At 55.4% G+C, this 21,883-nt stretch carries 13 protein-coding genes; 7 read left to right on the top strand and 6 right to left on the bottom strand.

Annotation, left to right across the window (positions count from 1 at the left end):
* Window positions 1–48: 48 nt before the first annotated feature.
* Window positions 49–7,035 carry an autotransporter outer membrane beta-barrel domain-containing protein gene (locus V3W49_RS12625; protein WP_500145887.1) on the bottom strand — a complete coding sequence of 2,329 codons (6,987 nt, stop codon included), beginning with the start codon at window positions 7,033–7,035 and terminating at the stop codon, window positions 49–51.
* Between the two features lie 377 nt (window positions 7,036–7,412).
* Window positions 7,413–8,000 carry a tyrosine-type DNA invertase gene (locus V3W49_RS12620; protein ID WP_500145942.1) on the bottom strand — a complete coding sequence of 196 codons (588 nt, stop codon included), beginning with the start codon at window positions 7,998–8,000 and terminating at the stop codon, window positions 7,413–7,415.
* Window positions 8,001–8,333: 333 nt separating this feature from the next.
* Here V3W49_RS12620 and V3W49_RS12615 point away from each other — a divergent pair, with 333 nt between their 5' ends.
* Both V3W49_RS12615 and ypdK read left to right on the top strand, forming a co-directional pair.
* The gene (locus tag V3W49_RS12615) at window positions 8,334–9,965 is read left to right on the top strand and encodes an OFA family MFS transporter (protein ID WP_500145886.1); all 1,632 of its coding nucleotides are present in this window, start codon (window positions 8,334–8,336) and stop codon (window positions 9,963–9,965) included.
* A 382-nt stretch (window positions 9,966–10,347) separates the two neighbouring features.
* A complete protein-coding gene (gene ypdK / locus V3W49_RS12610; RefSeq protein ID WP_216646545.1) occupies window positions 10,348–10,464 on the top strand; it encodes a membrane protein YpdK in 117 nt (38 codons plus the stop codon).
* Between the two features lie 58 nt (window positions 10,465–10,522).
* On the opposite strand, the gene alaC is transcribed toward ypdK, so the two are convergent.
* Window positions 10,523–11,725: an alanine transaminase gene (gene alaC, locus V3W49_RS12605; RefSeq protein ID WP_500145885.1), complete on the bottom strand. Its 1,203-nt coding sequence runs from the start codon at window positions 11,723–11,725 to the stop codon at window positions 10,523–10,525.
* A gap of 367 nt (window positions 11,726–12,092) precedes the next feature.
* On the opposite strand from alaC, the gene V3W49_RS12600 reads away from it, so the two are divergent.
* Window positions 12,093–13,784 (top strand): LytS/YhcK type 5TM receptor domain-containing protein, encoded by a 1,692-nt coding sequence (locus V3W49_RS12600; RefSeq protein WP_500145883.1) that lies wholly within the window; start codon window positions 12,093–12,095, stop codon window positions 13,782–13,784.
* Window positions 13,781–14,506: a LytR/AlgR family response regulator transcription factor gene (locus V3W49_RS12595; protein ID WP_500145882.1), complete on the top strand. Its 726-nt coding sequence runs from the start codon at window positions 13,781–13,783 to the stop codon at window positions 14,504–14,506. Before V3W49_RS12600 ends, V3W49_RS12595 begins: the two co-directional genes overlap by 4 nt.
* Before the next feature lie 12 nt (window positions 14,507–14,518).
* Here the strand turns inward: V3W49_RS12595 and glk are convergent, their stop codons facing one another.
* Together glk and V3W49_RS12585 are read right to left on the bottom strand one after the other, a co-directional pair.
* Window positions 14,519–15,487 (bottom strand): glucokinase, encoded by a 969-nt coding sequence (gene glk / locus V3W49_RS12590; protein ID WP_500145881.1) that lies wholly within the window; start codon window positions 15,485–15,487, stop codon window positions 14,519–14,521.
* A gap of 138 nt (window positions 15,488–15,625) precedes the next feature.
* A complete protein-coding gene (locus V3W49_RS12585; RefSeq protein ID WP_500145880.1) occupies window positions 15,626–17,284 on the bottom strand; it encodes an alpha-keto acid decarboxylase family protein in 1,659 nt (552 codons plus the stop codon).
* 189 nt (window positions 17,285–17,473) lie between these two features.
* Here V3W49_RS12585 and mgrA point away from each other — a divergent pair, with 189 nt between their 5' ends.
* Both mgrA and V3W49_RS12575 read left to right on the top strand, forming a co-directional pair.
* On the top strand, window positions 17,474–18,466 hold the full coding sequence (gene mgrA / locus V3W49_RS12580) for an L-glyceraldehyde 3-phosphate reductase (RefSeq protein ID WP_500145941.1): 993 nt from the start codon (window positions 17,474–17,476) through the stop codon (window positions 18,464–18,466).
* A 127-nt stretch (window positions 18,467–18,593) separates the two neighbouring features.
* The gene (locus V3W49_RS12575) at window positions 18,594–18,920 is read left to right on the top strand and encodes a DUF2502 domain-containing protein (protein WP_500145878.1); all 327 of its coding nucleotides are present in this window, start codon (window positions 18,594–18,596) and stop codon (window positions 18,918–18,920) included.
* 34 nt (window positions 18,921–18,954) lie between these two features.
* Here the strand turns inward: V3W49_RS12575 and V3W49_RS12570 are convergent, their stop codons facing one another.
* A complete protein-coding gene (locus tag V3W49_RS12570) occupies window positions 18,955–20,193 on the bottom strand; it encodes an Nramp family divalent metal transporter (RefSeq protein ID WP_500145876.1) in 1,239 nt (412 codons plus the stop codon).
* A gap of 362 nt (window positions 20,194–20,555) precedes the next feature.
* Here V3W49_RS12570 and V3W49_RS12565 point away from each other — a divergent pair, with 362 nt between their 5' ends.
* Window positions 20,556–21,743, top strand: a complete 1,188-nt coding sequence (locus V3W49_RS12565; protein ID WP_500145875.1) for a NupC/NupG family nucleoside CNT transporter — start codon at window positions 20,556–20,558, stop codon at window positions 21,741–21,743.
* The last annotated feature ends 140 nt before the right edge of the window (window positions 21,744–21,883 follow it).

Here is a 21,883-nt window from a genome sequence, read left to right as displayed (position 1 = left end):
ACCCGGCGCGGCGGCGCGGTCTGACACCGCACCGCCGTCTGCCGCTGGTCAGAAGTTATATTTAATGCCCAAGGTCGCTACGTTGTCGTTATAGCCTTTATCCCCCACCTGAACGCCCACATTGCCCCACAGGTTAAGGCGCGGACTCACCTGCCCTTCAACCCCCACCTTGATTTCGCCGATATTTCTGGCGCCGTCCTGGCGGGTCGTTACGCCATTCATCACCGCAGCGAAGTCCCGGGTGTTGTGGATCCAGTTCGCCTCGACAAAGGGCTCAAAGGTTCGTTCCTTTCCATCATCCATCTGATGATGGCCTTTCAGGAAGGTTCGTACCCCAAGGCGAGTCATCAGGTTACCGTCGCCCTTACCCTGAATGCGGGTGCCGTTTGACTCATAGTGATCGTCGGCCTTCACTCCCATCCAGACGGCCTGAGCCTGAGGCTGAATAAACCATTCGGTCGTAGTGCCTTTGCTTCCCTGGTACTCGCCCAGGCGGAAGCTGTAACCACTCTCCAGCGATGCAGTAAAGCCTTTCGAACGATAAGACTCCGCAGGCAGATCGTCGCCGTTTACCTGATTACGGAACCAGCTGTACTGCAGCCATGAATCGACATAAAGCCCGGATTTATCCTGCTCATTGGCAAACCAGGTGCCGTAGATACCCACGCTGTAGCCGTTGACCGACCCTTTAGCGCCGTGCCCGGTACGTGAGGAATGGGTCGAGCTATGGCTGTTGGCATAGCCCGCCATCAGCCCCAGATGACCGCGATCTTCGCCGTCCCGGCTCCACTGCGCGATATCACCGCCGAGTTGCATAACGTAGCGGTTCTCCTGAGTAGCGAGCTGGCCACTGCCGTCATGCCAGCGCTTATGGCCGCCAACGTGACGCATCCACATGCTGGTGACTCGCTTTTCGCCGCTCAGCGCATCGACATAGTTAGTCTCCCCCAGACGATCGTGCAGCGTGGTGACAAACAGAGTGTTGGCCGCCGCCAGGTTAGCCGTGTAGCTGCCCCCTTCCGGGCGGCGGTTGTCATCTTCGCCAGAATCAGGATTATCCGGATCGGTGCCAGAGGCATGACTGGTGAGATACCAGTTGCCGCTGTTGCCGCCTTCTCCCCGCGCCAGGGTGTAGTCCCAGGCGCCAGCGGCGATCCTGCCTTGCTGAGTAAATTCGCCGTTCGATTTACCGTCGACGTGAATCAACTCAATCCCGTTCAGGGTCTGAGCACCACTGCCGCCGGCATTAGTTACCCGCACGCTGCTCTGCCCTTCGGTATCGCCCTTCACGACTAACCTGTCAGTCAGCGAATCATCGCCGCCCAACACGGTATTGAAGTTCAAGCGACCATCGGCGCCCTGATAATTCCCCTGAACCACCAGCTGGTTGCCTGGGGCCTGGCCAGCAACGCCGAAAGTCACATCACCGCTGTTGACCAGATTACCGCCGACATTGAAGCTTCCGGCCGGGCTCTGTACGCCGTTCCCCAGCCTCAGTTCACCGGCATTATCGATATTGCCCGCCACGCCGCCGAATCCGGAAAGCATACCCTGTTCACGAATATTGACCTGCTGGCTGGCAAGCGTTACCGGTTGGTCGGCCTGGCCCAGGGTCAATCCGCCCTGCTCGATCTCCGTCACGCCGCGCCACTGCGCGGCGTCGGTCAGCGTTACGGTACCGCCGCCCCGCTTATAGAAATCCCCTGCGCCGCTCACCCGATTATCGAGCGTCCAGTCGCTGGCGCTCGCCACCACCAGCGAACCTTCATTCTGAATATCCGCGTGGCCGATATGCTGCGCCAGCGCAATTTGCAGCTGTGAATCACCGTCAATATCGATATTGCCGGCAAAATCACTGTTATTACCTGTGAGTGCAATAGTGCTGCCCGCCAGCGCCAGCTCGCCTGCCCCGCTCAGCGCATTCGCCATAGCGCCTTCGGCCCCGTTCAGATGAAGTTCACCATCCAGTTGAATATCGCCACGCCCCAGACCGCTGGCGTTATCCAGCAGCGCCTTAGCACCATCCGCGATGGTCGTTTCCGCGTTCAACGCCGTATTGGCGCCCTTCACCGTCAACGTTCCGCTTGCCAGCGTCAGCGCGCCCGAGCCAGCCAGTTCTCCGGCGGAACTACCGCCGTTTTCCAGCGTCAGGCTGCCGCCGTTCAGGTTAAGCAGAGAACCCTCGTCGCCGTTCAGAAGGCCAATGCTCTGGCTGTGGCCATTCATATCCAGACCGGTTTCCGTCGCCAGCCGCAGCTCCCGGGTATTACCCAGCACGTTGTCGTTTTGCATCAACAGATTGCCGCCGCGTACGTCGGTCACGCCGGTATAATCGTTATCCATATTGGAAAGAGATACCGTCTGACCAGGCTGACTATCTAAGGCCAGATCGCCGCTACCGGTCACTCTGGCGCTCAGATCTGCACTATTGCCGGTGTTGCCTGCCGCATCCAGCGTCAGCGCGCTATCGCCACTCCCCAGCAGTTCGACCTGAGTCAGCCCATAGTTGATATACAAGCCATCGCCGCTGCCGCTGGTCAGCCGATAGTCCCAGGTGCCGCGAGCCACCGTCTCTCCGTTCTGGGCGATATCCACCGTCACCGCATCATTAATGGGGTTGCCGTCGGCGCCGAGCAGCGTCAGGTTACCCGCACCGCCCTGTACCGCGCTGTCGGATGTAGCCAGCCTGATAAGCGCGTTGTCATCGTCCTGTTCCAGCAGAGAAAGTCGATCGTCAGGCGCAGGCCGATCGTTGCTGACAATACCGGTATCCACCTGAACGTTACCGCGCCCTGACAGGTCTATCTCATGGGCATGGATAACGCCTGCCGCCTGAGCCTCACCGGGCGTCACGCCATCGAAACTGACGGTTCCACCGTTAAAGTCCAGCCCCCCAATATTCTGCTCGCCGATCCCGACGTGGGTCAGGCTACCGCTACCGGCGCTCAGGGTCGCCTGGCTCAGCGCCTGGGTATTCAGGCCATCCAGCTCGAAACGGCTGTTGGTCAATGCCAGCGTACCGTTAAAGCCGTCGCTGGCATTATTGGTCGTAAAGTCAAAACGATGACCAGCGGTATCTGCCGCCACGGTGCCGGTACCCGCCAGATGACTGTTAAAGGCGGTATCCGCCTGTTGGCGCAGCGTCAGCGTACTGCTGCCGTCCAGTTGATAACCGGTTCCGGCGCCATCGTCCTGGGCATCGCCCAGCGCCAGCGTCACGTTATCCAGGGTAAATTCCGAACCATCGGTCAGTTCGATATGCTCCATACCGGTGACGGCATCGGCGTTATTCAGGGTATAACGGGAATTTTGCAGGGTCAGCGTGTCATTGCCCTGGCCGCCGTTCAGGGAGCTGAACAGCCCGGTTTCGCCGTTCTGAATATCTTTCAGCAGGAAGCGATCGTCACCGTTGCCGGTCGTGAAATCATTGCCGGTACTGCCGGAGACCAGTGTGACCAGGTTATCGCCGCTCAGCAGGTTAACCTGGCCGGTAATGGCACCGCCGCTGGCGTTGGTAAACTGGATACCGCTGCCGGTATGGTTATCCAACGCGACCTGCTCACGGCTGTCGGCCTGAATCGTACCGTAGTTGGTAAAGCTGGTCAGCGAACCATTGTTAACGTCGACCACCGGGCTATTTTGCGATACGGAGGTCAGATTGCCGTACTGGCCTACCCGCTGCGTCGTTCCGCCCACAATCAGCGCCGCGCCGCCGTTGCTGTCCAGCACGTTAACGCTGGCGCCGGTATCGAGATCCGACGAGGCATTGGTCACAATCCCTTTACCGTCGGCCTGCTGTACGTTGATCACCAGATCCCGGGAATCACGCATATCCAGTACTTCATCGGTTCGGGAGCCATCGATATTTTCAAACAGAATGCCGGTACCGCTGCCGGAAACATTAATGGTGCCAGAGTTAGTCTGGGCCATGGACGCGCCGGTATGTACACCGATGCCGTTACCGACGTTGATGGTGGTTTTTTTAAGCTGAATGCCGGCCAGTGCGGCGCGGTTCTCAATCGCGCTGCCGCTACCCGCGTTGTCCATGCTGATGGTGGCGCCTTCAACGCTAAGACCACTGGCCCCCTGATCCAACAAAATGCCGTGCGCGCTGCCTGCGGCACGGGTTTCGCCGCTGCCGGTCAGCGTCAGGCTGGCATCCTTACCGACCAGATAGGCGGCGGTTCCATCGGTGGCGGTCACGGTGCCGCTATTGGTTACCCGGGAATCCGCTCCCTGAATATTGACGGCAGTACCGTTAACATCAATGGTTGAGCGATTATCCAGGGTGCCGCCATCCACCAGAACGCCGGTACTGTCCGTCGCGGTAAAGTCGATATTGCCCTGATGGATCAGGGTACCGCCGTTACGGGCGATGTAGCCAAAAGCGCCGTTGGCAGTATTGCTGGTTTCAAGCGTCGCGTAGCTGGTCAACACCGAATTGCCGTGCTTCGCCTCATTAACGCTGCCGTCCAGATCGTAATAATCGCCATCCACAATGCCGGCGGTGGTGTTCTGACCGTCGATCCTGACGATCACCGCATCGGCGCCGATCTCACCCTGTGCGCCGCCTTCAATGCGGATCCCGGTGGCGCCGGTTCCGGTGACGCTCAGCGCCATCTTGCCCGAATTAAAAGTACTGCCCTGCCCGGTGGTACGCACAATGGTGGCGCCGGCGCCGCTGGCATTAAGCTGGGCGGCATCAGTCACGCCGCCGTCAAATGCGGCGCCGCCGTCCACCCGATACAGCGTCGAATCCGTGGTCGTCACATCCTGCACGCCGCTGGCGGTATTCTTAATCGAGGATCCGGCGCCGTAGATGTAATAACCCGTCTGGCGGGCGCCGCTCACAAAAGCCACTTCGCCGCTGCCGGTGACATTGATTTCACTTTTTAAGCGGGCGTGAACGCCAATGGCGCCGTCGCCGCTCAGATTCACTTTGCCGGAAAGGAGTGCCTGCGCTCCTTCGCCTTCGGCATAGATACCGTAACTGGCATAGTGGCTGATGGGATCCAGCCCTCCTTTCACGTTGATCGTGCCGCTGTTGGTGGCCTGACCGTTCGCCAGCACCTTGATCCCGATGCTGTTCAGCCCATTAAGATCGATAGTACCGCTGTTAACCACTTTCGCCGTGCTGGTGCCTTCCCGCGCCAGGATCCCGGTATTGGTGGCGACCTCCTGACCGGCCACCGCACCGTTGATTTCAATGGTTCCATTCTGCGCAAGCTGGGCAGCACCGCCGACATCGATGGCAGTGGCATTCTGTACCTGGCTGCCAATCACGATCCGCGATCCCGCTTCGCCGTTATAGGTACCGTTGCCGTAAAGCTGTACGCCGATAGACTCCTGCTTAATCGCCAGATCCTGGCTGGCATCACCCGGCGCGCGCTGAGCCATACGACCGATATAGAGAGTGCCGCGGTTATTAAAGGTGGTATTGCCCTGAGTCACAACACCGATATTAGCGCCGGAGCCCAGGATACTGGCGCCCTCTTTGCTGGCGGCAATGTTGATAGCCCCTTCGTTATTCAGGGTGGCATTGTCGCTCATCAGAATACCGGTATTGCCGTGATAGTGATCGCGCGAAGCCAGGTTAATCACCCCTGAGGCGTTGTTGTTCACTACCGAGGCGCCGTTGGCCAGTACGGCGATCTGGGCGCCCGCCGCCACGCCAGAGGCACCTAAGGCGCTTGAGGCACCAGGCTGGAGAAACCCGGCCATTTCCGGGTTAGTACCCGCATCGATCACGCCATTGTTTTCAACCTGCGAACCACCATGGGCAGCTACCACATAGGCGCCGCGATAGGTATTATCCGCCGTTCCCAGGGTACCGTTGTTCACCAGGGTCGCGCCGTTTTCCAGGTTCACCACGCTGGCGTCAGAGTTCACCATCTGAATATTGGCGTCGTTATTAATAGTAACGCTCGCCTGTTCGCCTTCAGCGTGAATATAAGCGACCGCATCGCGGTTGGTCTGCGCCCTGAGGGCGTCGTCGCTACCAATACTGCTGGTATCGGCATAGATGGAATGCAGCGCAGTATCTCTGGCCTTATTCAACTCATCGCTGTATTCCTTCTCCGTAAGCTGAACCTGACCGCTCTCGATCGCCTTAATCAGCGCGTCATTATAGGCTTTGAACTCTTCAACGCTGGTCACGTTTTGTTCGCCAATCACGCTATCGAATTTGCCAACGAAATCGGCGGCGGTCATATTTGCCAGTGCATTGCCCTGGTCGCGAATATTATTGTTTTGATTACCTAATACCACGACGTTTTTGGTATCGTAATTCAATGCCGCCGCACCGCTGTCACCAGTAACGTGAAACACCGAAGCCCGGTTTTCTGTCGCACTGGAGCTTTTCAGAATGGCGCTAAAGTGGTTGCTATCGTCCCCCACCCAGTTTGCAGAATCCTTACCCACGCTGACATCAAGCGCACTTCCGCTGCCAATCTGGTAGAAGTTGCGATCCACATACTGACCGTCTGCCCCCACCGGTGTTGAAACCACCACCCGAAAATCTTTTGCCGGTTCGGTCTGCATATCGCTATTGTCATAAACCTTCATCGAGGTTTGATTACCGGTTACGGGATCGACATAGTTAATCACTTTGGTCTGCGAACCTATGCGGAAAATATAGTGATCGACCCACTGGGCGCTATCACTGGTAATTATTCCGTCCTTTTTTGCCTGTCCCAGCGTCGTCCAGCGATAACCTTCTTCACCCCGCTGAATACCAGCAAAGCTACCGATTAAGTTATTTCCAGCTCCAGAGATAACTTCTTCGTATTTATCCTGGGGTGTAAAGTCGTGGACCTGAATATCTGCTGCCATGGCAGAAGCAGTTATTCCCATAACTGAGAAAATGGCAATCGTCAAGGATGAAGTTCTAAATAAGGTTATTCTTCTTTTATTTTCAATTGAGCACGCCGTTGCCGGGTTATTCTGGCTAATGCAGCTGTTATTACGGGCCAGCTCAGAGGTTACGACAAACCGCTGCTGACAGTGATTCCAGATAACTTTAAAAACCCTATTCATATCGCAACCCTTTGTATTAAAACCATTTAAACACTTCTAAATATTTCTCCCACAGTCACAGCCTCTCGCCTGCAGGAAAGGAGATCCACGGTACAAAATCAGAAACATTACATTTTGAGCCAAATTGTTATATTTTGGCTCAAAACAGGATGATTAATATGTTGTTTTATATGTATTTTTTGATTTTCCCTGGTGATGAAGGATGCGGGACAATTCTTAAGAAAATGGCCAGTCAGGAAGATGTTTTCGTCAGGTAAATAATGTTAATAATCATTTTTATCAATAAGTTATGGTGTTAAGAAAAATCAAAATACCCATTGACAAAATGTGGGAATCTTCCTAGAATCATGTCAATTTGGCTCAAAATGTCATGTTTTTTAAGTGGTTAAGTCTTCCCAGACATTAATAAACCGGCGTGAGTTACTGGCGGTGTAAATCACCGTGTGCTGTATATTCTTATGGCCAAGATAATCCTGAATTAAACGCGTATTGGCACCGCGATCGGCAAGTGCATAGCCACAGGCATGACGAAGCATATGGGGATGAGGCTCAACGGCGATATCCGCTATTTTTCCGTATTTGCGAAACAGTAAATAAACTTGCTGACGACTGAGCCGCCCCCCTTTTTGTGATAAAAAAAGCCAGTCGCTCCCGCAATTGCGCCAGGCTTTACGCTCCTCCAGCCACGCCAGTAATAAGGGCATTTCGCTGCTGACCAGCGGGTGAATAGTGGATAATCCGTTTTTACTACGATGCACAAACAGCGTTTTACTGTTAAGGTCCAGATGTTGCAGCTGAATTTTGCAAAGCTCAGTCACCCGAAAGCCGTGAATAAAGCACATTTTTATTAAGCAGGCATCACGTTTCGCATGTACTCCGGCACTGGCTGCAATAATCAAGCGCTCAATCTCTTCCTGAGTCAGGTATTTTCGCATTGCATTGTCTCCTATGTTAAAAAAACACATAAATATCAATAACATAATCAATCATACGCAGAAATTTACATACCTTCAATAACCCGCTACGCGCTCACTTCAGTTCTCAATTTGAGAATCAGTAATCGCCGGTTGCCGGGAAGCTTTGCAGTCCGGGATTCTCAAAACGGCACCCTGCGCGTTCTCCTGTGATGGGGTATCCTTGCCAGCTTTCACTGGCCTGGGTTTCATGCTGTTTTTTTAACCATGCTTAATCGTTCTGTCTCTCACTTTTATCCCGGCCTCCCGCGCCTGGCACTCATTCTGCTTACTTAATCGCCAGACGGCGTTTCCATGCGCCAGGCCCATATCAAGGAGCAGAATATGACTCAACAGAGCGTCGGCGACCTGCCGTTTAGTCCCGCAAAGGGCAATTTTTTCAGTAAACAGCGCACCATCGCCCGGCCGGGCTACAACCGCTGGCGGGTTCCGCCTGCGGCGCTGGCGCTGCACCTGTGTATCGGCATGGCCTACGGTTTTTCAGTGTACTGGCTACCAATGTCACAGCTTATCGGGGGCAACACACCGCTGGCCTGCCCGGCGAAAATGAACGTCTGGCAGCAGCTTATTACCCGGGAATGCGACTGGAAAATATCAATGCTCGGCTGGACTTACACCCTGTTCTTCGTCTTTCTGGGGGCGGCGGCGGCACTTTGGGGGGACTGGCTGGAAAAGGTGGGGCCGCGGCGGGTGGGTATGGTGGCGACCCTGTGCTGGTGCGGCGGGCTAGCCCTGTCGTCACTCGCCATTTACACCCATCAGCTATGGCTGCTGTGGCTTGGGGCCGGGGCTATCGGCGGTATCGGCCTGGGGCTGGGCTATATCTCACCGGTTTCCACGCTGATGCGCTGGTTTCCGGATAAACGCGGCATGGCGGCAGGTATGGCAATTATGGGTTTCGGCGGCGGCGCGCTAATCGGCGCACCGCTGGCCGACTGGTTGATGACCATTTTCGCCACCGACCAGGGTTACGGCGTATGGCAGAGCCTGCTGGCGCTGGCCGTTATCTATACCGTTTTTATGCTCACCGGCACCCTGAGCTATCGGGTGCCACCCGACGGCTGGACGCCTGAAGGTTATCTCCATCCATCAACCGGGCGCGGCGTTAGCTATATTCAGGTGCACGTCAACGTCGCCTGGCGCACTCCACAGTTCTGGCTGCTGTGGCTGGTACTATGGCTGAATGTCACCGCCGGTATCGGGCTGTTGGGCATGGCCTCCCCTATGCTTCAGGAGATCTTTGCCGGACGTTTGCTGGGCCTGGATCTCAACTGGCAGCAGCTCGATAAGCCCCAACTGGCGCACATCGCCACCCTGGCGGCAGGATTCACCGGACTGCTCAGCCTGTTCAATATTATGGGGCGCTTTTTCTGGGCTTCACTGTCGGATCTGTGCGGCCGGCGAACCACTTTCGCCCTCTTTTTTCTGTTGGGCGCGGGCCTCTATAGTTCGCTTCTGCTGATTAATGATGCGGGTAATGTCACCCTGTATACCATTGTGCTGTGTATCATTATTTCAATGTACGGTGGCGGCTTTGCGACCATTCCCGCCTGGCTGGCTGATATCTTCGGTACCCGTATGGTTGGCGCCATTCACGGACGTCTGCTGACGGCCTGGTCAGCGGCGGGAATTAGCGGCCCGGTACTGGTCAACTATCTGCGCGACTGGCAGTTAAGCATCGGCGTGCCGCCACGCCAGGTTTACGACATAACACTTATCGTACTCTCGGGGCTGCTGCTCGTCGGGCTTATCTGTACGTTACTGGTACGACCGGTAGCGGAAAAATACCGAATGCGCGAAACGGTAACAATGCCGGATAACGCACAACGGCCGGTGATTAGCTGGCAGGCGAATCCTGAATACCTTCCGCTGATTGTGAGCTGGCTGATGGTAGGGATTCCGCTACTGTGGGGCATTGGCATTACGCTGCGTCAGGCAACGGCTTTTTTTCGCTGAGGCACCAGCAATACCGCGTCGACAACTCATCGCCCGGGTCGGGCGTTACTCTGACGTTGTCGACGAAGTGACGCCTCTTTGGTGCCGAAGCCAGCGAGATTTCTGGAATGGCGCACCTAACGATACCGCGCGGTGGAAATTAACCACACGTCGTAGACCCCGCTGCGTTACGATGACAGAAAAAGCAGGACGCCCTAAACTTCCTTTCGCACCAAATGTTTATCAGGCCAGGCAGCGGCGCTTGTCTCGATTCGGCTTTGCAGGTAAATTAGCGCCGTCTGACCCGTCCGGGCCACAGCGTCAGAGGAAACAGTATGCAAAATGCTGCCAACTGCTTCCCGGGCCACACGGCCTGATACTGTGCTTAACTCTGAAGTGATATGTGGAATTCAAGCGTACAGACGGAAACGCGGAGCAAAGTGACGTGAAATATTTTTTGATGGGCATCTCGGTGATTCTGATCCTGTGGGCAGGCACCTTTTTCCTGATGCTTGATTAACCCCGCCGGGGAAGAAAAACAGGAGCCATCGGCTCCTGTTTATGTTACTGACACCCGGCTACAGTAATCCGTCCGCCCGGAACATCGCTTTAATCCCGCGCACCGCCTGACGAATGCGATCGCGGTTTTCAATCAACGCAAAACGCACGTGAGTATCGCCGTATTCGCCAAAACCGATGCCCGGCGATACGCAAACTTTCGCATCTTTCAGCAGTTTGCGGGCAAACTCCAGCGAGCCCAGTTCGGAATAAGGTTCAGGGATCTTCGCCCAGACGTACATCGACGCCTTCGGGCATTCCACCATCCAGCCTGCCTCATGTAGTCCCTTGACCAGCACGTCCCGTCGCCGTTTATACTGCTCCGCGATATCCCGCACGCACTGCTGATCGCCTTCCAGCGCCGCAATGGCCGCCACCTGTAACGGCGTAAAGGTGCCGTAGTCGTGGTAACTCTTGATACGCGCCAGCGCCGCCACCAGTTCCTGGTTGCCGACCATAAAGCCGATACGCCAGCCCGCCATGTTATAGCTTTTGGAAAGCGTAAAGAACTCCACCGCTACATCGCGGGCGCCTGGTACCTGCATAATCGACGGCGCTTTCCAGCCGTCGTAAACAATGTCGGCATAGGCCAGATCGTGCACCACCAGCACGTCGTAACGCTTCGCAAGGGCGATTACCCGCTCGAAAAACTCCAGCTCGACGCACTGAGAAGTGGGGTTAGACGGAAATCCCAGTACCATCATTTTCGGCCTGGGGTAGCTTTCGCGAATAGCGCGCTCCAGCTCGTTAAAGAAGTCCACCCCTTCCACCAGCGGCACCGAACGCACCTGGGCGCCAGCAATTACCGCACCGTAGATATGAATCGGGTAGCTCGGATTCGGCACCAGCACCGTATCGCCATGCTCCAGGGTCGCCAGCATCAGATGTGCCAGCCCCTCTTTAGAGCCGATAGTCACGATAGCTTCGCTTTCCGGATCGATATCCACCTGATAGCGATCCTGGTACCAGCGCGATATAGCACGCCGCAGACGCGGAATGCCGCGCGAAGTGGAATAGCCGTGAGTATCCGGACGCTGCGCTACGGTACAGAGTTTCTCAACGATATGCGGCGGCGTGGCGCCGTCCGGGTTGCCCATACTGAAGTCGATAATATCTTCGCCGCGCCGTCGCGCAGCCATCTTCAGTTCAGCGGTAATATTAAAAACATAAGGGGGGAGACGATCGATACGCCCGAAATGGCGCTTGGGACTGGAGTCAGTCATAGATTCCTCTTTATTTACGTCAGCGCCCGGACCGTCCGAGCGACGCGGCCAATACATAGCCTTTCTCCATCCTGCCACGAAAAATTTTCTACTGTCGAGGGGAAAATACAAAAATCATTTCCGGATGACATGCTAAAAGCACCTCACCAGCAGTTTATTATTCTGGTAATGAGTAAGTTATCAGAAGGTTAGATTACTGTACGGGATATAATCGAAATCTAAAGCCAGACGGCATACCAGCCAGAGTTTTTTTGCCGTTATTGCGCTTTACCCTACGGGCTCCCCTACATCAACAGGTCTTTGGCTGGCGATTCCGCGCCGGATTTTTTATTCTATAGCCCCTCACCCTTTATGTTACGAGCGCCTGGTGCACGATATTTTCAATATGCTGCTGGCGGTATTTGACCGCGCGGCCCTGATGTTGATTTGCCTGTTCTTCCTGATTCGCATCCGGCTGTTCCGCCAGTTGCTGCATAAGCGCGCCCACACCCCCAAAGAACTGCTGGCGGTCACCGTTCTGTTTTCGCTGTTCGCACTGTTCAGTACCTGGTCAGGCGTGCCGGTGGAAGGCTCGCTGGTGAATGTGCGTATTATCGCCGTAATGTCCGGCGGTATTCTGTTCGGCCCCTGGGTGGGGATTATTACCGGATTTATCGCCGGGATTCATCGCTACCTGATAGACATCGACGGCATTACCTCTGTCCCCTGTCTTATCACCAGTATCGTGGCGGGCTTTGTCTCCGGGTGGATCAGCCTGCACGTTCCCAAATCACGCCACTGGCGCGCCGGTATTCTCGCCGGCATGCTGTGTGAAACCCTGACCATGATTCTGGTGGTGCTGCTGGCTCCCGATATGGCGCTGGGTCTGGATATCGTCTCGAAGATCGGCATTCCCATGATTCTGGGCAGCGTCTGTATCGGCTTTATTGTACTGCTGGTGCAGAGCGTGGAGGGGGAAAAAGAGGCCAGCGCGGCGCGTCAGGCCAAGCTGGCGCTGGAGATAGCTAACAAGACGCTGCCGCTGTTTCGTCATATTAACGGCGACGCGTTACGTCAGATTTGCGACATCATCCGACGCGATATCAATGCCGACGCGGTGGCGATTACAAATACCTCTGAAGTGCTGGCCTACACTGGCGTCGGTGAGGATAACTATCATGGGCGCATGGATGACATTAGCCCGACGACCCGCCAGGCCATTCGCTACGGGCGGATCATTATCCGCAACGACGATGAAGCCTGGCGTACCCCGGAAATCCACTCCCTGCTGGTGATTCCCCTGTGGGAGAAAGGCATAGTGACCGGCACCCTGAAGATATACTATTGCCACGCCCACCAGATCACCTCTTCACTACGCGAAATGGCGGTAGGTCTGTCGCAAATTATCTCTACCCAGTTGGAAGTTTCCCGAACCGAGCAGCTGCGAGAAATGGCCAATAAAGCAGAGCTAAGGGCGCTACAGAGCAAGATAAATCCCCACTTCCTGTTTAACGCCCTGAACGCTATTTCGTCGTCGATTCGGCTGAATCCCGATACCGCGCGCCAGCTGATTTTTAACCTGTCGCGCTATCTGCGCTACAACATCGAGCTAAATGACGACGAACCCATCGATATCAAGCGCGAGCTGTACCAGATCAAAGACTATATCGCTATTGAACAGGCACGATTTGGCGATAAGTTGACGGTGATTTACGACATCGATGAAGAGGTGGACTGCCGGATCCCCAGCCTGTTGATCCAGCCGCTGGTGGAAAACGCTATCGTTCATGGTATTCAGCCCTGTAAAGGCAAAGGCGTGGTGACCATCAGCATTACCGAATGCGATAACCGGGTACGTATTGCGGTACGGGATACCGGCCATGGTATTGATCCGTCGGTCATCGCCCGGGTGGCAAGCAATGAGATGCCGGGCAACAAGATAGGACTGCTGAACGTGCATCACCGGGTGAAGCTGCTTTACGGCGAAGGGTTGCATATTCGCCGTCTGGAGCCGGGCACCGAAATTGCCTTCTATGTCCCCAACGCCGGTGCGATGCAGCAACAGGAGGATGACGCATGAAAGTAATTATCGTTGAGGATGAAGTCCCGGCCCAGCAGGAGCTAAGCTGGTTAATCAAAGAATACAGCCAGATGGAGATCGCAGCCGTTTTCGACGACGGGCTGGACGTACTGAAATACCTGCAGCACCACGAAGTGGACGCTATTTTTCTGGATATCAACATCCCGTCACTGGATGGTGTGCTGCTGGCCCAGAACATTAGCAAATTCGCCAAACGACCGTTTATCGTTTTTATTACCGCCTGGAAAGAGCACGCGGTGGAAGCGTTCGAACTGGAAGCATTCGACTACATTCTTAAACCCTGGGAAGAGTCACGCATTATCAACATGCTGAACAAACTGCAGCATGCATGGCAGCAGCAGAATCAACCACAGGGCGGCGCAGCGCGCGAAAACGCAACGATCAATCTGATCAAAGACGAACGGATTATCGTGACCGATATTAACGATATCTACTACGCCGAAGCCCACGAAAAGATGACTTTCGTCTACACCCGGCGCGAAACCTACATTATGCCGACCAATATCACGGAGTTTTGCAGCCGCCTGCCGGAAGGCCACTTCTTCCGCTGCCACCGCTCTTACTGCGTGAATCTCAGTAAGATACGCGAGATCGAACCCTGGTTTAATAACACTTATATACTGCGACTGCGCGACCTCGATTTCCAGGTGCCGGTCAGCCGCAGCAGAGTAAAAGCGTTTCGCCAGTTAATGCGCCTGTAAAGGCGCAATGCATTAAAGCACCTGCCCCAGAATCTGACGCAGATGAGCACCAGCGCCCAGCAGCCCCGGCTGCTCATGGGTGATCAGATAAACCGGAATACCCTCGACCCAGTCCTTAAAGCGCCCTTTATCTTCAAAGCCGCCGCGAAAACCCGAAGCCTGAAAGAACGACAGGAAGCGTGGCACTATCCCGCCTGCGATATAAACACCGCCGAAGGTACCCATCGTCAGCGCCAGAGAACCGCCAAAGCGCCCCATGATCACGCAGAATAGCGACAGCGCGCGACGGCAATCGGTACAGCTATCGTCCAGCGCCCGTTCGGTAACATCCTTTGGCTGCAGGTTTTCCGGTACCCGGCCGTCGGCCTTAACGATAGCGCGATAGAGGTTGACCAGTCCAGGCCCGGAAAGCACTCGCTCTGCGGAAACGTGCCCCATCTCGGCTCGCAGCTGTTCAAGGATAATATCCTCCTCTTCGCTGTTTGGCGCGAAATCCACATGTCCACCTTCCCCGGGCAGGCTAATCCAGCGTTTGTCCACATGCACCAGATGAGCCACCCCCAGCCCGGTACCGGCGCCATAGACCGCAATGGGCTTCCCTTCGATAGGCTTGTCGCCGCCAAACTGGATCAGGTGCTCCGGATTCAGCATCGGGATGGCCATCGAAACCGCGGTAAAGTCATTGATAATCTCCAGGGTGCTGAAGCCCAGATTTTTGCGCATTTCGGCTATTGAAAAGGCCCAGGTATGGTTGGTCATCGCCACCCAGTCGCCGTTGACCGGGCAGGCAATGGCGATGCAGCCTTTATCAATGCTGACATCGCTCTGCTCATCAAGATAGACGCGCACCACGGCTTCCAGGCTGGGGTAGTCCAGCCCGGAATACGTTTTAGTACGGGAAATGTCTCCGTTATCCAGGCAACACAGCGCAAGACGTGCGTTAGTGCCGCCGACGTCTCCCACAAGGGCGAAATTGGTCATTGGTCAGATACTCCGCTTAAGTCTGAAAAGTCTGCCCATACTCTAGAATCAAGCCCGGACAACAACAATGACCATAGCACAGATGCCCTGTGAATATTGACCCCCGTCACACTATCGCCTTAAACGTTTCAGCCACAGTCATGATTCCCTGGTGTAGCCCAGAGAATCGGTCACTCTGCTAAGCAGTTCCGGCACATCCTGACGCGGCAATACCGCTTCAATAAGTGACAATCGCTGCGAAGAAGCAGCCTTATTAAGAGCCCCTTCCAGCTGCACCCGTTCCGTCACCCGCCAGCTTTGGGCCGGGCAGTCCACGCACAGCGCCTGGGGGACCCGCGTCCAGTCCCAGCGGGCGATGTCGTTATAGCGCTGTTGTGCGCCGTGAATCGCCCGTTCCACCGTATAACCGTCGTTATTCAGCACCAGAATAATCGGCCGCTGGCCGTCGCGCAGCATACTCCCCAATTCCTGGATAGTCAGTTGCGCCGCGCCATCGCCGATAATCAGCAATACCCGGCGCTCCGGACAGGCGGTCTGGGCGCCGAAAGCAGCGGGTAGCGTATAGCCTATCGAGCCCCATAGCGGCTGAACGATAAAATTAACCTCGCCGGGCAGACGCAGCGCGGCGGCGCCGAAAGAGGCTGTGCCCTGATCCGCCAGCACGATATCGCCCGGCTGAATAAACTCCTGTAGCGTCTGCCACAAAGCATGCTGATCGAGCACGCCTTCGCGACACGTCGGTAGCGCTGGCGGCGATGGCGCATCCAGTTCACGCCCCTGCAAATTCTGGCGGCACAGTTGCTGGATAATCTCTACCGACTGTGCCATGGGAATCCCGCTGAACCAGCGCTTCCCGACTCTGACAGCATCCGGCTGAACATCGATGGTGTGTTCCTCCGACAGCCGGTAAGTGAAGCCCGTGGTCACCGTATCGGTGAAGCGTACCCCGATACAGATAGTCAGATCGGCGCTTTCGATGGTCTGACGTACGCTTCGGGCGCTGCCGCCACCACTCCAGGTACCGATAAATCCCGGCTGGGTTTCATCAAACAACCCTTTGCCCATCAGCGTGGTGGCATGAGGCAGCGGCGCTTCGCTCATCCATTTGCGCAACTCGCCGTCCAGCCCGTAGCGCTGAACCAGAAAATCCGCCAGCAGCGCCACACGCGGGGCATTATCCAGCAGCGACTGGATGCTCAGACGCAGCGCTTCCAGGCGTTTTGGCGCGGCAAAATGCGTCACAACCTCCAGCGCCGACTCCGGCGGCATGGCGGGAGCCTCCGATACATCACAGGGCAGCAGCAGATAGACCGGGCGTCGCTCACTCAACGCTGCGCTAATAACACGATCGATTTCAGAACAGGCGTTTTGCGGCGTCAGAACGCTCCAGGCCGCCGCCATTTCAGCGCCGATTCGCGAAAAATGATGGAAGTCTCCGTCACCCAGGGTATGGTGCACCAGCGCACCGCGCTGCTGAACTTCACGCTTCGGCGCCCCAACGATATGGACAACCGGCAGGTACTCCGCATAGCTACCCGCCACCCCGTTCAAAGCACTGAGCTCCCCGACCCCAAAGGTGGTGACCAGCGCGCCGGCGCCGCGGCAACGGGCGTATCCGTCGGCCGCGTAGGCGGCATTCAACTCGTTGGCGCAACCGGTCCAGCGAATCGTACGGTGATCAATAACGTGATCGAGAAAAAAGAGGTTATAGTCGCCAGGCACCCCGAACAAATGTTCAATACCGCATTCGGCAAGGCGATCCAGCAGATAATCGGCAACGCTGTAGTGGGTTGGCATATAGTGGCTCCCTTCTCTGTCAGTACCTGCTCTGAGTATTAGATAGCCGTCACCTCTGTCCAGGCAAATACCATAATCCTATGATGGAAAGTTAAATTTCCACACAATAAGAGCAACTACTTACTTGCCACGGGACCAGTGTAACCGTATACACTACGATAACTTTGTTACCAGGACAGGACTTTGACCATGAACTATCAGGCCAGCCATACCCGCTACCAGCAGATGGAATACCGCCGCTGCGGCAATAGCGGTCTTAAGCTGCCCGCCGTCTCTTTGGGACTGTGGCACAACTTCGGCGATACCACCCTACTCGACAACAGTCGCCAGTTATTGCGTCGCGCCTTCGATCTGGGCATCACCCATTTCGATCTGGCGAATAATTACGGGCCGCCTCCCGGCTCTGCGGAACGCAACTTCGGGGAATTGCTGAAGGCGGATTTCGCGCCGTGGCGTGATGAGATGATTATCTCATCCAAGGCAGGCTATACCATGTGGGACGGCCCTTATGGCGACTGGGGTTCACTCAAATATCTGGTGGCGAGTCTGAACCAGAGCCTGAAGCGCATGGGACTTGAGTATGTGGATATTTTCTACCATCACCGGCCAGACCCGCAAACGCCGCTGGAAGAGACTATGGGCGCGCTCGATCATCTGGTGCGTCAGGGCAAGGCGCTCTACGTTGGCCTGTCTAACTATCCGCCGGAGCTGGCACGCCAGGCGTTCGCCATTCTGCGCGATCTGGGTACGCCCTGCTTAATCCACCAGCCCAAATATTCAATGCTGGAACGTGAACCAGAAAACGGACTACTGGATACCCTGAAGCAGAACGGCGTGGGCTGTATCGCCTTCTCTCCACTGGCTGGCGGACTGTTGACTGACCGCTATCTGACCGGGATTCCGCAGGATTCACGCGCCGCCAGCGCCAGTAAGTTCCTGAATCCAGAGCAGATCACACCCCAGAGTCTGGCGCGCATCCGTCGCCTGAACGATGTGGCGCAGCGTCGCGGTCAGAAACTGTCGCAAATGGCGCTGGCATGGGTGCTGCGCGACGATCTGGTCACTTCAGTGCTGATTGGCGCCAGTAAGGTCGCCCAGATTGAAGATGCCGTCGGAATGCTGGCAATGCGCCAGTTTAGCGACGAGGAGCGCGCCGAAATCGAGGCTATCCTGGCCGCTTAACGGCGGCTTTTACAAAAAATGCTCCGGCGCGGGATTTAAGAATCGCGGCGATGAAACACCCACTTACCTTTCCTTAAAATTGGCATAACAGGTACCCAATAAACCTGGCTGATTATAAGGAGTTCGTATGAAATTTAAGTCGTTGTTTCTTGCCGCTGCGCTACTGGCCGCCACGCCGTGGTTCGCCAGCGCCGGAGAGATTTATCTGTTACCCGGGGTAAAACTAAAGATTGGCGATCACGATCACCACGGCCACCGCTGGGACGGCCACCGCTGGCGCGATCGCGATTACTGGAATCGTAACTGGCGCTGGCATGACGGGCGCTGGCATCACCGCAGCGCCTGGCGCGGTCACAAAAAGTATCGTCATCACGAACGCCACCACTACCGTCATCACCATCATGAGCATCGTCATCATGGTCGCCACGGCCATCATGGCCGCCATCATCATTAATGTCTCCCCTCCTGAGGCGGAGGGGAATACAGGCTTAATTCCCCGTCGCCATTCCAATCAGCAACCAGAGATTCAGCGCCACCACCACAGAGACGATTAACCAGCCAGTCTGCTTAATCAAACGGCTGTTCACCAGTTCGCCCATCAGCGATTTGTCGCTGGTGAACACCAGTAGCGGCACCAGCGCCAGCGCGATACCAAAGCTAAGCAGCACCTGGCTCATCACCAGAATGCGGGTCGCGTCCAGCCCCATCAGAATCACCACAAACGAAGGCGCCATGGTGATAGCCCTGCGCAGCCACAGAGGAATATGAAAGCGCACAAATCCCTGCATCACCACCTGGCCTGCCAGGGTTCCTACAACCGTAGACGACAGACCCGCCGCCACCAGGCTCAGACCGAAAATAGTCGCGGCCGCATGGCTGAGCAGCGGCTCCAGAGTCAGATAGGCTTCATCCAGATCTGCCACCCCGGTGTGTCCGCTAAAATGGAATGCCGCCGCCGCAGTCGCCATCATCGCCAGGTTAACGAAGCCGGCAATCGTCATGGCGATGGCGACGTCCCAGCGGGTGGCGCTATAGCGCTGGCGTTTAGTGCCGCCGTGCAGGTTCTGGGTCAGTGAAGAGTGCAGGTAGATAACATGAGGCATAATGGTGGCGCCCAGTACCCCGGCCGCCAGGAAGACCGCTTCGCCGTTCGGCAATCCGGGTATAATCATCCCCTTCGCCAGCGTCGGCAGATGCGGTTGTGAAAAGATAAGCTCCACAATATAGGCGCCGGCCACAAACAGCAGCAGCGCGCCAATCACTTTTTCCAGCGGCTTCTGCCCGCGGCGTTGCAGCATCAGGATCAGAAAGGTCGCGATACCGGTCAGCACCGCCCCTTCCAGCAAAGAGATACCCAGCAGCAGCTTAAAGCCCACCGCGGCCCCAATGAATTCCGCCAGATCGGTCGCCATGGCGATAACTTCCGCCTGAATCCACCAGAACCAGACCAGCGGACGCGGATAACGATCGCGAATGTGCTCAGCCAGGTTTTTACCGGTGGCAATACCCAGTTTTGCCGACAGGATCTGAATCAGCATCGCCATCAGGTTGGCCCAGACCACCACCCACAGCAACTGATAGCCAAAACTGGCACCAGCCTGAATATTGGTAGCGAAGTTACCAGGATCGATATAACCGATAGCCGCAATAAACGCTGGCCCCATCAGCGCCAGTCTTAGCTTACGTGCCGCCCGCCCTGTATTAGCTTCTATGCGACTGTTTGTCATCTCTGCCTCAGAAATATAGCCTTTGCTATGTTTCATGCTACCAAAATGCGAATGATTATCAAGTGCATTTAATTGGGGGATTCCCGATCGTTGTGATAGCTGAAAACAATGAAAGGCGGGGTTTGGACGACTACGCTGATAGATAAATGTCATCGAATGAAAAATCAGCGGTCTTATGATCATTCTATCAGAACTACATAACGTTTCACTGTTTTAATTAACATTACATAACAGGGGTTGACCCTGGATTGAGGTTAGTGCGTAACCCATGTCAGCATAATGTGACTTTTATCTCGTTTTATTATTCTGTGTTTCATAGAATGTGCGCCGAAATTAAACCTTCATCATAATTTGGAGCCAACATGTTCCGCGTTCTGCACTTTATTCTGGCGATTGCCGTAGTTGCACTGCTCGCGCTGCTGGTTAGCCACGATCGGAAACAAATCCGCATTCGTTACGTCATCCAGCTACTCGTCATTGAAGTTGTGCTGGCCTGGTTCTTCCTGCATTCGGAGGCAGGACTTGGGTTTGTGAAGGGATTCTCAGCAATGTTCGAGAAACTGCTGGGCTTCGCCAGTGAAGGCACTGACTTTGTCTTTGGCAAAATGAACGACGAGGGACTGGCTTTCTTCTTTCTGAAAGTGCTGTGCCCCATCATCTTTATTTCAGCGCTTATCGGCATTCTGCAGCATATTCGGGTATTGCCCGTCGTTATCCGCTTTATCGGTACCCTGCTTTCGAAAGTGAACGGCATGGGGCGTCTGGAATCCTTTAACGCGGTGAGCTCGCTGATTCTGGGGCAGTCGGAAAACTTTATCGCCTATAAGGACATACTGGGCAAGATGTCACGCAACCGCATGTACACCATGGCCGCGACGGCAATGTCCACAGTATCTATGTCGATCGTCGGCGCCTATATGACCATGCTTGAGCCACAGTATGTGGTCGCTGCGCTGGTTCTGAATATGTTCAGCACTTTTATTGTCCTGTCTATCATCAATCCCTATCGCGTGGAAGGCAGCGATGAAAACCTGCAAATGAGCAATTTGCATGCCGGGCAAAGCTTCTTCGAGATGCTGGGGGAATATATTCTGGCGGGCTTTAAGGTCGCGATTATCGTCGCCGCGATGCTGATCGGTTTTATCGCGCTGATCTCCGCCCTGAATGCGCTGTTTGCCGCGGTACTGGGCATTTCCTTCCAGGGTATTCTGGGCTACATCTTCTGGCCGGTTGCCTGGATGATGGGGGTTCCGGCCAGCGAAGCGCTTCAGGCTGGCAGCATTATGGCTACCAAACTGGTTTCCAACGAGTTTGTCGCCATGATGGAGTTGCAGAAAGTGGCCGATAATCTGTCACCGCGCGCCGAAGGCATTCTTTCGGTATTTCTGGTCTCGTTTGCCAACTTTTCCTCCATCGGGATAATCGCTGGCGCGATTAAAGGGCTGAACGAAGAACAGGGTAACGTGGTTTCCCGCTTTGGCCTGAAGCTGGTTTACGGCTCGACTCTGGTAAGCGTACTTTCTGCTTCTATTGCGGCGCTGGTGCTGTAACGTAGCGCCTGATAAAAAACCTCCCCAGGGAGGTTTTTTAGGTTCATCGCGGGTTAGCGTGGAGTGTTAGAAAGCGAAAACAAAAGCGGCAGAATATGACGATGCGGTGGGCTGTTCCGTTCACTTTGAGTGATTGCTTC

The sequence above is a fragment of the Rosenbergiella sp. YN46 genome, from assembly GCF_036620675.1.
GTDB lineage: Bacteria > Pseudomonadota > Gammaproteobacteria > Enterobacterales > Enterobacteriaceae > Jejubacter.
This window is presented reverse-complemented; position numbering and strand designations above follow the sequence as displayed.